At 65.7% G+C, this 11967-nt stretch carries 10 protein-coding genes and 1 pseudogene; 7 read left to right on the top strand and 4 right to left on the bottom strand.

Features of this window, described 5'->3' with window-relative positions:
- Both VGG53_RS02000 and VGG53_RS01995 read right to left on the bottom strand, forming a co-directional pair.
- Positions 1–287, bottom strand: a pseudogene (locus VGG53_RS02000) (hydrogenase accessory protein HypB); the annotation flags it as partial.
- 12 nt (positions 288–299) lie between these two features.
- Complete coding sequence (locus VGG53_RS01995; RefSeq protein ID WP_331516308.1) at positions 300–635, bottom strand: hydrogenase maturation nickel metallochaperone HypA; 336 nt, start codon at positions 633–635, stop codon at positions 300–302.
- A 265-nt stretch (positions 636–900) separates the two neighbouring features.
- Between VGG53_RS01995 and VGG53_RS01990 the strand changes: the two genes are divergently transcribed.
- Positions 901–1959, top strand: a complete 1059-nt coding sequence (locus VGG53_RS01990; protein ID WP_331516307.1) for a hypothetical protein — start codon at positions 901–903, stop codon at positions 1957–1959.
- 170 nt (positions 1960–2129) lie between these two features.
- Positions 2130–2372 (top strand): DUF6400 family protein, encoded by a 243-nt coding sequence (locus VGG53_RS01985; protein WP_331516306.1) that lies wholly within the window; start codon positions 2130–2132, stop codon positions 2370–2372.
- Positions 2373–2597: 225 nt separating this feature from the next.
- Here the strand turns inward: VGG53_RS01985 and mtr are convergent, their stop codons facing one another.
- Complete coding sequence (gene mtr / locus VGG53_RS01980) at positions 2598–3980, bottom strand: mycothione reductase (protein WP_331516305.1); 1383 nt, start codon at positions 3978–3980, stop codon at positions 2598–2600.
- A gap of 11 nt (positions 3981–3991) precedes the next feature.
- Positions 3992–5011 (bottom strand): alpha/beta hydrolase, encoded by a 1020-nt coding sequence (locus tag VGG53_RS01975; RefSeq protein ID WP_331516303.1) that lies wholly within the window; start codon positions 5009–5011, stop codon positions 3992–3994.
- A gap of 113 nt (positions 5012–5124) precedes the next feature.
- On the opposite strand from VGG53_RS01975, the gene mqo reads away from it, so the two are divergent.
- The 5 genes from mqo to VGG53_RS01950 all read left to right on the top strand — a co-directional run bounded on the left by mqo (position 5125) and on the right by VGG53_RS01950 (position 11781).
- Entirely contained in the window at positions 5125–6630 is a 1506-nt protein-coding gene (gene mqo / locus VGG53_RS01970; RefSeq protein WP_331516302.1) for a malate dehydrogenase (quinone), read from the top strand.
- A complete protein-coding gene (locus tag VGG53_RS01965; protein ID WP_331516301.1) occupies positions 6627–7082 on the top strand; it encodes a GNAT family N-acetyltransferase in 456 nt (151 codons plus the stop codon). Before mqo ends, VGG53_RS01965 begins: the two co-directional genes overlap by 4 nt.
- A 9-nt stretch (positions 7083–7091) precedes the next feature.
- Positions 7092–8303, top strand: a complete 1212-nt coding sequence (gene cobA, locus VGG53_RS01960; protein ID WP_331516300.1) for a uroporphyrinogen-III C-methyltransferase — start codon at positions 7092–7094, stop codon at positions 8301–8303.
- Positions 8304–8408: 105 nt separating this feature from the next.
- Positions 8409–9926 carry an MFS transporter gene (locus VGG53_RS01955; protein ID WP_414688856.1) on the top strand — a complete coding sequence of 506 codons (1518 nt, stop codon included), beginning with the start codon at positions 8409–8411 and terminating at the stop codon, positions 9924–9926.
- A 106-nt stretch (positions 9927–10032) separates the two neighbouring features.
- Positions 10033–11781 carry a proline--tRNA ligase gene (locus VGG53_RS01950; protein ID WP_331516298.1) on the top strand — a complete coding sequence of 583 codons (1749 nt, stop codon included), beginning with the start codon at positions 10033–10035 and terminating at the stop codon, positions 11779–11781.
- Positions 11782–11967 lie beyond the last annotated feature (186 nt).

Genomic DNA, 11967 nt, shown 5'->3' with positions numbered 1-11967 from the left:
GCGATCTCGCCGGCGAGTTCGTCGAGGGTGGCCTGTAATACCGTCGTCTTGCCGGAGCCAGGGGAACTCATCAGGTTGATCGCACGAACACAGTTGTCCTCAAATGCATTTCGGTTAAATCCGGCCCGGACATCGTTCTCGGCGAAAATCGACTCCAGCACGTCGACACGCTGAGTGCCGGTGTGATAACCGCTGTGATCGCCATGATCACGGGCATGGGCATGCAGGTGATCGCCATGCTCGTGGGCATGCACGGTTCCGTCATCGTGCCGGTGAAATCTACCCATTGCCAGCACCTTTCACGAGACATCCAATGACGTCACCAAGAACTCGTTGCCGCGCAGCACCTCGACGTCGGCACTCCCGCAACGCGGGCACAGCAATGACCACTGCGAAGTGATCGCCGACTCGTTGCCGCAGCACCGGCAGCGCACCTCGGCGGTGACAAACTCGAGTTCCAACTCGGCGTCGGGCATGTCCTCATAGTCTCGGAGCAGCGTCCAGCAAAATGACAGCGAGTCGGGAACCACCTGGCGAAGCGCGCCGATCCTGACCCGCACGACGTCCACGTGGCGACCGTCGGCGTACGGTCTGACCACCCCTGCGATGGCTTCGCACAACGAAAGCTCATGCACGGCTGATCACCGCCACGTTCTCGGAGCCCTGTCACCTGAGAGGCCCATGAGCACCGTTCTACACCGCGTGGGCCGCCGGGGGAGCGAAGCGGACAGGACCGACGGATAGTCGCGGCGACTGCGCGCTCTGGGTGTGGCCGGGCGGCGGGGCTATCCTGAAGCGACCGGGCGATCGAGGCGATCCGCCCGGTCGCGACGACATCATGTACAGCCAGGGCCTTGGCCATCTGTCCACTGAGCGCCCGGTCACCTGATGCTCTATCGGGTGACCGAGAATGACCGTGCCCAATTCAAACGTTGCCGTCGGCAGTGGGATTTCGCGTCGCCGCGTCGCCGTGGTCTTGCGCCCGTCGGCGCAGTCGACGCGGCCTTGACGGCGCCGCTCAAGGACGCGCTCGCGGCCTACTACTACCCGGGTACCTGGGACTGGGCACATGCGTTGAAACAATCGCTGGTACACAAGGCCCTCCACCGTGCGCTCGGCGATGGCGGCAAGACGCACGCGCTGGAGAGCGCGGCGGCGCTGCTCGACTCCTACGACGTGTGGGCGACCACGGTTGATGATTTCGCGCCGGTGAAGATCGACCACGACGTCCAGGCACTTGTGCCCGACCCGCGCGACCCGGAATGCGGGTTGATGACCCCCGATGGATCCGCGGTGATCTACACGTGTCGGATCGACCTGCTTGCCGTCGACGCCGCCGACGAGTACTGGGTCGTCCGCCACCAGATCGTCGACGACTGGCAGGAAACGGAGGCATTGATCCGCGACGAGGCGGCGGTCGCCGCGTGTTGGGCCTGGGAGCAGGAATACCTGGGTATGGAGATCTCGGGCACGATCCACAACGAGGTTCGCATCAGCGGCCCAGTTGATCCACCCGCCGCCGATCGTTCCGCAACCGCTGCGTCGTTTCGGGTCCGTCAAAGCGAGCCCAGCGGTGGTGGCCGGTCAATCCCGCAGCACAGACGGTTGTTGGCCCGCACGGCGCGAATAGACGACACGAACCGCGTCGGGCAACGCACTGCAGGCTTACTGCGGCGAACCCACATCCGCCGTAGTCGCGCCGAAATCAACCTGGTTCCGACTTTGATTGGTGCCGAGGCAATCGACATGTCCAATAGTCCGGCGATCTACCCGACCTTCGCCCCGCATTGCCAGATGTGCCAATTCAGCAGCCCGTGCCTGGCGCTGATGCAGGGAACCGACGCCGAGCCGATACTGGCGCAACGTTTTCACCATCATCACACCGAGGACCAGCGCAAACCAAGACTGGGACAGTCGACGTGGGGCTTCGGCCGAGGAGCCGCGCCGCCCCAGTGGTGAACGCGAACAACGCCGCGCATTGCGCCTACGGCGTCATCACCACCGGTACCCGGCTGGGAAGACTGTGACCAATCTCAACCGCCGAATGTGACGGAAGCCATTGCTGGCCGGGACCGGTACCACCGACCCTGATACGCCAAATCGACTTTTTTGCCACAGGGAGAACCCAAATGAGCGTTGAGCCTGGTCATCTGCCATTCGCATACGACCTGACCCTCGACGAGGCACGCCGCCGGGCCGCCGTCCTAGAGGCGATCGGGGACGACTGGGACCCGGTGGAAGTGCTGGCCCAGGAGGATCGTGCGTACACGATGCTGTATTCGGGCCTTGACGCCGATCAGCAGCGCATCTACGACGACCTAGTGGCCGCCGGAGTGCTTCCCGACCGGGTGGCCGGCCGTGTTCCCGATTGATCCCACTGCTGACCGGGGTCGCCGGGCCTGGTTCAATTGCCCACAATGCAACCACGGCATCGGTTGCGGCGAGTGCCAGATCAGCCGCAATTGCGATGCCCACTGGCAGTTCCTGCTGAGCAATCAGGGCTGGCTACTGCACCTGCAATGCCCCGAGTGTGGTCACCTGTGGTCGATCGACAGCAAGCCTGGCGGTCGATCGTCGAGCAGCGCCGCCTGACCAGCTCAGTCTGACAGTCCCAATAACGCGTTCTCGATGACCTCCGGCAGCGCCGGATGGATCCAGTACTGACCGCGTGCCATCTCGTCCGCAGTCAGACCGAAGGTCATCGCTTGAATCAACGGCTGGATGATCGCCGAAGCTTGGTGTCCCATGATGTGCGCGCCGAGCAATAGTCCGCTGGCGGAGTCGGAGATGAGTTTCACGATGCCGACGGTGTCCTCGCTGGCCCAGCCGTAGGCGACGTCGGAGTAGTCCTGGATCTTGCAGGACACGTCGAAACCCTTTGCGACGGCTTCGTTCTCGGTCATCCCGACGCTGGCGACCTGCGGATCGGTGAACACGGCGGCCGGGACGTAGCGGTGATCTGTGGCGAGCATTGCAGCCGTGTCGTCCCAGTCCCGAAGCAGGTTGGCCTGCACGACGCGCGCTTCGTGATTGGCCACATGCTTGAGTTCATAGGGCGACGACACATCACCCAGCGCGAAAACGTTACGCGCAGTGGTCCGTTGGTGTTGGTCGACGACAACCCGGCGGTCGTCGAGATCGATGCCGGCCTTTTCGGCATCCAGCAGATCGCCGTTGGGGCGCCGACCGGTCGCCACCAGCACAACATCGGCCTGCAGTTCGGAGCCGTCGTCGAGTTCCAGCACGATGCCCGACTTGTCCTGGTGGGAGCCGATGATGTTGCAGTGGCTACGCACTGCCCACTTGGACGACGCGATGCGGGTGAATCGTGAGCTCAGCGTGTCGTCCAGATGCCGAAGCAATGCACCGCCGCGGATCACCAGGGTGATGCGGACACCGAGCGCGGAGAAGACATGCGCGAATTCACATGCCACAAAGCCACCTCCGACAATGACCAGATGCCGGGGTAACTCCGGTATGCGCATGACGTCGTCGCTGGTGTAGTAGCGCACCCCGCAGTCGAGGATGGCCGGCGGGATCACCGGTCGCGCTCCCGCGGCGATCACCACCTGCTCGGCGGTGAACTCGTCGCCTCCGTCGGTGCGCAGCAGATATCGACCGTCGGACTGAACTCCGGCGAACCGGGTGTGCTTGTCGTAGACGTCGACGTTGGGTTCCGCACGTCGGTAGTCTTCGCCACCGATCGCGATCGGGTCGATGCGCCCGAACACGCGTGAGACGATGTCGTCCCAACGCACCTGGTCGATGTGTGCGTCGATGCCGTAACGCGCTGCGGCGCGGATTGTTTCGGCGACCTCGGCGACGTAGACGAACATCTTGGTCGGGATGCAGCCGACGTTGAGGCAGGTTCCGCCGAACGTTCCCTGCTCACAGATCGCGACTCGCTTTCTGGCGTAGCGTTCGTCGAGAATGCTGTTGCCCGAACCTGTTCCGATGATCGCCAGGTCGTAGCTTTCCATCCGGTAGCCCTTCAGCCGTTCGCCGACGCGACGTTGGAGGCCGCGCCCAGGTAATCGTCCAGCCAGGTGTCCAGCTGCCGGTAAGCGACCTGCCGCGGCTCTGACATCGACAAGAACACATCGTGCTTGGCATTGGCCACCGGAACGATCGTGCTGCTGTTGCCGATGCAGCCGGCCCAGCGCGCGATGTGTTTGACGTCGAGCACCGCGTCGCCGCATTCCAGGGCGCTCGCATCCGAACTCTCGATCACGCTGTGGTCAGAGCGCAGGATCAGGTTGGGCACGTCGACGTCGAGACCGCGGTGCAGCCTTGTCTGACCGTTTCGTACCGCAGACAGCCAGCCGAACGTAATAGGGAAGCCGCCCAACGGCTTCCACTGCAGGTTGTAGTCGAACTCGCCGTGGTAGTCGCGATGCAGGCTGGCCCCGTAACCGCCGCCGCTCTCGTTGGGGGCGCGCGCCACCCGCTTGTCGCCGAGGCGCGCGATCGCCGCGATCAGTGCCCTCGTCGGCGGCCAGCGCAGCGGCATCGGGCCGGGCAGGTCCAGAAACGGGCTGTTGAGTACCAGGCCGGCCACTCGGTTCCTGGTGGTGGTGCCACTGCTGCGTCTACGACGCAGCCTGTCGAGCCACAGCGCGACGACCAAGCCGCCGGCCGAATGGCCGTACACCAGCACCCGCGCCGAATGGGTCTCCGCACCGATGATCTCCAGCGCGCGGTCGAGCTCGCGGTCGTAGTACGCCAGGTTCGTGGTGAAGTGCGGGGTCAGACCGCTACGGGACGACCGCCCACATTTACGTAGGTCCAGCGCGTAGAAGGCGAACCCGCGGCCGGCGAAGTGGTCGGCCAGCGCGGTGTGGAAGAAGTAGTCGGTGTATCCGTGCACCGCCAGCACCGCGTCGGCGCCCGGCGCGGGGTCGCCACGGCGCAGCAGCGTCGCGTCGATGTCGCCCTCGCCGTCGGGGTCGTCACCCAGCGGGATGGTGAGTTGCCAGTAGCCGGGCAGGACATCGGGCTGCCAGCCAGTCACGAAAGCCAGCTTAAGGCGTGGCCGTTTGGAGATCGCAGAACAGCGGGTCAGGCGCGCCCGAGATAACCTGGCCATCGGTACAGCTGGATCAAGTGCAAAGGACGATCAGCTCGGTGGCAGGCCCGCAGGCAAAGACAACCTCGAAGGTCGACGCCGTGCTGGTGGGAGCCGGGATCATGAGCGCGACATTGTCGGCACTGTTGCGCCGGTTGGAGCCGGACTGGTCGATCACCGTGGTGGAACGGCTCGACGGTGCCGCAGCCGAGAGCAGCGGCCCGTGGAACAACGCCGGCACCGGGCATGCCGGGCTCTGCGAGCTGTTCTATACGCCGCAGTTGCCGGACGGTTCGATCGACATCAGCAAAGCGGTGCGGGTGAACGAGCAATTTCAGGTCACCCGGCAGTTCTGGGCCTATGCGGCCGACAACGGCCTGGTGTCGGACGTCCGCGGGTTTGTGAATCCGGTTCCGCATGTCAGCTTCGTGCAAGGTGCCGAGCGCGTCGACTATCTGCGCCGCCGCCGCGAGGCGCTGGCCGGTAATCCACTCTTCGAGCGGGTCGAATGGATCGAGGACGCCGACGAATTCGCGCGCCGGCTGCCGTATATGGCTGCCAAGCGCGACTTTTCGGGACGTTCTGCACCCATCGCGCTCAACTGGGCCGCCGACGGTACCGATGTCGACTTCGGCGCGCTGTCCCGGCAGTTGATCGGCTACGGCTTGCGCAACGGCACCACAGTGTTGTTCGGCCACGAGGTCCGCGACCTGTCCCGTCAGCGCGACGGCCGTTGGGCGCTGATCGTGTGCAACCGCCGTACCGGTGAGCATCGCAAACTGAACGCCAAATTCGTCTTTGTCGGCGCGGGCGGGCAGGCGTTGCCGTTGCTGCAGAAATCCGGCATCGCGGAAGCCAGGGGCATTGGCGGCTTTCCGATCGGAGGACGATTCCTGCGCAGCGGCAATCCCGCGATCACCGGGGCACACCGAGCCAAGGTCTACGGTCCGCCGGCCCCGGGTGCGCCGGGTATGACGGCGGCGCACCTGGACACCCGGATCGTGAACGGCAAGCCGTGGCTGTTGTTCGGGCCGTTCGCCGGGTGGTCGCCGAAGTTCCTCAAGCACGGCCATTTCAGCGATCTGCCGCGATCCGTCCGGCCGGGCAACCTGGCAACTGTGATCGGGGCAGGGGTCAGCCAGCTGGAACTGGTCGGCTACCTGATCGGCCAGCTGCGGCAGTCGAAGCCCAGCCGGGTCGAGGCGCTACGCGAATTCGCTCCCAGCGCAGTGGATTCCGACTGGAAGCTGATCACCGCCGGCCAACGGGTGCAGGTGATCCGGCGCGACAGGCGCCGAGGCGGCAAGCTCGAATTCGACACCACCGTGCTCACGGCCGCCGACGGCAGCATCGCCGGCCTGCTCGGCGCGTCACCGGGAGCGTCGATCGCGGTGTCGGTGATGCTCGGCGTGCTGCAGCGCTGCTTTGCCGCCCGCCATCAGGCGTGGCTGCCCACGCTCAACGAAATGGTGCCGTCGCTGGGAGCGACCTTGTCCCAAGAGCCGGTGTTGTTCGAGGAGGTGCGTTCGTGGACCGACAAGGCGCTGCGTTTGGGAGATTCATGACCGTCGCGTTGCACCGCGCCTGGGCGAAAGACCTTGACGTTCCAACCCTTTACGCGCTACTCAAACTTCGGGTGGAGGTCTTCGTCGTCGAACAAGCCTGCCCGTACCCCGAACTCGACGGCCGCGACCTGCTCGCCGAAACACGCCACTTCTGGCTGGCAACCCCCGACGGCGAAGTGATCTGCACGCTGCGACTGATGGAAGAACACGCGGGCGGGCACAAGGTGTTTCGGCTCGGTCGGCTGTGCACGAAACGCAGCGCGCGCGGCGAGGGCCACACCACCCGGCTGTTACGGGCGGCACTGGCCGAGGTCGGCGATTACCCGTGCCGGATCAACGCTCAGGTATATCTGGCGGACATGTACGCCCAGCACGGATTCGTTCGGGACGGCGACGACTTCCTCGACGACGGCGTCCCGCATGTGCCGATGCTGCGGGCTGGAAGCGGGTAGCCCGGCATGGTGACTGCATCGGAGAATCCGTATCTGGCCGGGCTGCGGCTGGCCGGGAAGAAGGTCGTGGTGATCGGCGGCGGCAGCGTCGCGCAACGCCGGCTCCCGTTACTCGTGGCCAGCGGGGCCGACGTGCACGTCATCAGCCGCAGTGCCACCCGCTCGGTCGAGGCGATGAGCGGAATCGCGTTGTCGCTGCGCGACTACCACGATGGCGACTTGGCCGGCGCGTGGTACGCGATCGCGGCCACCGATGATCCGCAGGTGAATGCCGCGGTGCTGGCCGAAGCGGATCGACGTCGGATCTTCTGTGTCCGCGCCGACATCGCTGTCGAGGGCAGCGCGGTGACCCCGGCGTCGTTCGACTACGCGGGCCTGTCGGTCGGAGTCCTGGCGGGTGGCGAGCATCGCCGCTCGGCGGGCGTCCGCTCGGCGATCCGCGAGGCATTGCAGCAGGGTGTGATCGCCCTGGAGAGCTTCGAGAGCACCGACGTGGTCCGCGGCGGGGTGGCGCTGATCGGCGGCGGACCCGGCGATCCGGAACTGATCACCGTGCGGGGGCGGCGACTACTCGTGCAGGCCGACGTCGTCGTCGCTGACCGGCTGGCGCCAGCGGAACTTCTCGCCGAGCTGCCCCCGCACGTCGAAGTGATCGACGCCGCCAAGATTCCTTATGGGCGGGCGATGGCACAGGACGCGATCAATGCGGTGATGATCGAGCGGGCCCGGGCCGGTCAGTTCGTCGTGCGTCTCAAAGGCGGAGACCCGTTCGTGTTCGCCCGCGGCTACGAGGAGCTGCTGGCTTGCGTGGACGCCGGCATCCCCGTGACGGTCGTGCCCGGTGTGACCAGTGCCATATCGGTGCCCGCATCGGCCGGCGTCCCGGTTACCCACCGTTCGATCAACCACGAGTTCGTCGTGGTCAGCGGGCACGTCGCGCCGGGGCACCCCGAATCGTTAGTGAATTGGGATGCATTGGCCGCAATGACCGGGACCATCGTTTTGCTGATGGCCGTCGAGCGCATCGAACTCTTCGTCGAAGTCTTACTAAAAGGGGGCCGACCTGCGGATACGCCGGTGCTAGTGGTGCAGCAGGGCACGACGGCCGCGGAGCATACTTTGCGGGCCACGCTGGCCGACGCGCCCGAGAAGATCCGTGCGGAGGGCATTCGACCTCCCGCGATCATCGTGATCGGTTCTGTGGCCGCATTCGGCATTTAAAAGATCCCTAAGATTACTGTAGGGTAAGTTCTTATGACGGCTCTCAACGATGCAGAGCGGGCTGTCCAAAGATGGACTACTGAACACTCGGAGCGAGCAGTTCACATGCCCCCAGCGCACCCGGAAAAGACCGCCGAGTCTTCTTCGACCAAAACTTCCACGACGTGGCTGCCTACCCGGCGGTTCTTCGCCGCGGTCATCGCCATCGCCGGCATGCAGCTGATGGCGACCATGGACGGCACCATCGCGATCGTCGCGCTTCCCAAGATCCAAAACGAGCTGAGTTTGTCTGACGCGGGCCGCAGCTGGGTCATCACCGCCTATGTGCTGACCTTCGGCGGTCTCATGTTGCTGGGTGGCCGCCTCGGCGACACCATCGGTCGCAAGCGGACCTTCATCGTCGGCGTCACGCTGTTCACCATCGCGTCGGCGTTGTGCGGCATCGCCTGGGACGACGCCACGCTGGTGACCGCCCGGCTGCTCCAGGGCGTGGGCGCCGCGATCGCCTCGCCGACCGGCTTCGCACTGGTCGCTACGACGTTCGCCAAGGGTCCGGCGCGCAACGCCGCCACCGCGGTGTTCGGCGCAATGATGGGTATCGGTTCGGTGATGGGTCTGGTGGTCGGTGGGGCCTTGACCGAGGTGTCTTGGCGGCTGGCATTTTTGGTGAACGTGCCGATCGGGCTGTTGATGATCTACCTGGCCCGCACCGCGCTGCGGGAAACCAACCGCGAGCGGATGAAGCTCGACGCTGCCGGCGCCGTGCTGGCCACCTTGGCCTGCACCGCCGCCGTCTTCGCCTTCTCGACGGGACCCGAGGCGGGCTGGATCTCGTTCACCACACTGGGTTCGGCCGGACTGGCGCTGATCGCGTTCATCGGTTTCGCGTGGGTCGAGCGCTCAGCCGAGAACCCGGTCGTGCCGTTCGATTTGTTCTTCGACCGCAATCGGCTGGCCACCTTCGCGGCCATCTTCTTGGCCGGGGGCGTGATGTTCACGCTGACCGTGCTGATTGGCCTGTATGTGCAGGACATCATGGGGTACAGCGCGTTACGCGCCGGTGTCGGCTTCATCCCGTTCGCGATCGCGGTGGGCATCGGTATGGCTGCCTCCTCGCAACTGGTACCGCTTTTCCAGCCGCGGGTCCTGGTCATCGCCGGCGGAGCTCTGGTGGTCGGCGCGATGGTCTACGGGTCGACGTTCAACGGCGGCATGCCGTACTTCCCTAACCTGATCGTGCCGGTCGTGGTCGGTGGTATCGGCATCGGCGTGATCGGCGTGCCGGTGGCGCTCTCGGCGATCGCCGGCGTCGGCTTCGACCGGATCGGGCCGACCTCGGCGATCGCGTTGATGCTGCAAAACCTCGGTGGCCCAGTGGTTCTCGCTGTCATCCAGGCCGTCATCACGTCGCGCACGCTGTACCTGGGCGGCACCAACGGCCCGGTGAAGAACATGAACGCCGCCCAGTTACATGCCCTTGACCACGGTTACACGTATGGATTGTTGTGGGTGGCCGGCGTGGCCGTCATCGTCGGTGGGGTGTCGCTGCTGATCGGCTACACCGCTGAGCAGGTGGCGCACGCGCAGGAAGTCAAGGACGCCATCGAGGCCGGCGAGCTCTAGCCCGCCCATCGCCATCACCGCCGCGAGCAGACAGAGAGTCGCATTCCGACCGGGTGAAATCGTGCGATTCTGCGTCTGCTGACGGTCGCAGTTAGGCTTGCGCGCTGTGATCACCCGGATGTCCGAGCTGTTCTTGCGCACGCTGCGCGACGACCCCGCCGAAGCCGAAGTGGCCAGCCACAAGCTGTTGATCCGCGCCGGCTACGTCCGGCCGATCGCGCCGGGCCTCTACAGCTGGCTGCCGCTCGGGCTGCGGGTGCTGCGCAACATCGAGCGAGTCGTGCGCGAAGAGATGAACGCCATCGGCGGCCAGGAGATCCTGTTCCCGGCCCTGCTGCCGCGCGCGCCTTACGAGACCACGAACCGGTGGACCGAGTACGGCGACGGCGTGTTCCGGCTCCAGGACCGCCGCGGCAACGACTACATGCTCGGCCCGACCCACGAGGAGCTCTTCGCCTTGACGGTGAAAGGGGAATACAGCTCCTACAAAGACTTTCCCCTGACGCTCTACCAAATCCAGACGAAATACCGCGACGAGGCCCGGCCACGCGCCGGCATCCTGCGCGGCCGCGAATTCGTCATGAAGGACTCCTACTCCTTCGACATCGACGACGCCGGCCTCAAGAACGCCTACCACGCACACCGCGAGGCCTACCAGCGGATCTTCGGTCGACTGAAGATCGACTACGTCATCGTCTCCGCCGTCTCCGGCGCCATGGGCGGCTCTGCTTCCGAGGAGTTCCTGGCCGAAAGCCCGATCGGCGAGGACACCTTTGTGCGGTGCCTGGAGTCCGGTTATGCGGCCAACGTGGAGGCCGTGGTCACCGCGCGGCCCGAAAGCCTGTCCATCGACGGACAGCCCGAGGCGGTGGTGCACGACACCGGCGACACCGCGACCATCGCGACACTGGTCGAGTGGGCCAACGGAGCCGGCCTGGGCCGCCGCGTCGGCGCTGCCGACACCCTGAAGAACGTCCTGCTCAAGGTGCGCCAACCGGGCGGCGACTGGGAGCTACTGGGTATCGGGGTGCCCGGCGACCGCGAGGTCGACGACAAGCGCCTGGGCGCCGCCCTCGACCCGGCCGAGTACGCGCTGCTCGACGACGCCGACTTCGCCAAACACCCCTTCCTGGTGAAGGGATATATCGGCCCGAAAGCGTTGCTGGACAACGATGTTCGCTACCTGGTCGACCCGCGGGTGGTGGACGGCACCAGCTGGATCACCGGCGCCGATGAACCCGGCAAGCATGTCGTCGGATTGGTGGCCGGTCGCGATTTCACCGCCGACGGCACCATCGAGGCCGCCGAAGTGCGCGACGGCGACCCGTCTCCGGACGGCGCCGGCCCGCTGGTTTCGGCCCGCGGGATCGAGATCGCCCACATCTTCCAGCTCGGCCGCAAATACACCGACGCCTTCACCGTCGACGTGCTCGGCGAGGACGGCAAACCGGTGCGGCTGACAATGGGCTCCTACGGTCTCGGGGTGTCGCGGCTGGTGGCGGTCATCGCCGAACAGCACCACGACGAGCTCGGACTGCGCTGGCCGTCCGAGGTTTCGCCGTTCGACGTGCACCTGGTGATCGCCAACAAGGACGCCGAAGCGCGGATGGGCGCCACCACCCTGGCCGCCGATCTGGACCGGCTGGGTGTCGAGGTGCTGCTCGACGACCGGCAGGCGTCGCCCGGGGTGAAGTTCAAGGACGCCGAGCTGCTCGGGGTGCCCTGGATCGTCGTGGTCGGCCGTGGCTGGGCGGACGGAAAGGTCGAGCTGCGCAACCGATTCAGCGGCGAGACCCGTGAACTGCAGGCGGGTGCCGGGCTGGCCACCGACATCACCGCGGCGGTGTCCGCCTAGCGCTACCTTGCCGAGCAGACGCAAAAGCGTCTCGGGCCTCGCGGTGGGCGGGTTCGCGCGGTCGTCGCAACACTCTCGATTTGAGAGGTTGCGGCGACCGTGTCGTTTTCGGAGGATTGTGTTCGGTTTGGGGATCGGCTAGCAAAGCTGGTTGATGCGGGCGTGGCGATGAAGGAAGCTGCTGGG

This window comes from Mycobacterium sp., from assembly GCF_036490025.1.
Lineage (GTDB): Bacteria > Actinomycetota > Actinomycetes > Mycobacteriales > Mycobacteriaceae > Mycobacterium.
The sequence above is the reverse complement of the archived record's forward strand: the minus strand, read 5'-3'. Positions and strand labels throughout refer to the sequence as shown.

What these genes read in the sequence shown, in the direction of transcription:
- VGG53_RS01965 (WP_331516301.1), top strand. Translation starts at nt 6,627, where the DNA reads ATGACCGTCGCGTTGCACCGCGCCTGGGCGAAAGACCTTGACGTTCCA.
- mtr (WP_331516305.1), bottom strand. Translation starts at nt 3,980, where the DNA reads ATGGAAAGCTACGACCTGGCGATCATCGGAACAGGTTCGGGCAACAGC.
- VGG53_RS01985 (WP_331516306.1), top strand. Translation starts at nt 2,130, where the DNA reads ATGAGCGTTGAGCCTGGTCATCTGCCATTCGCATACGACCTGACCCTC.
- VGG53_RS01955 (WP_414688856.1), top strand. Translation starts at nt 8,409, where the DNA reads ATGCCCCCAGCGCACCCGGAAAAGACCGCCGAGTCTTCTTCGACCAAA.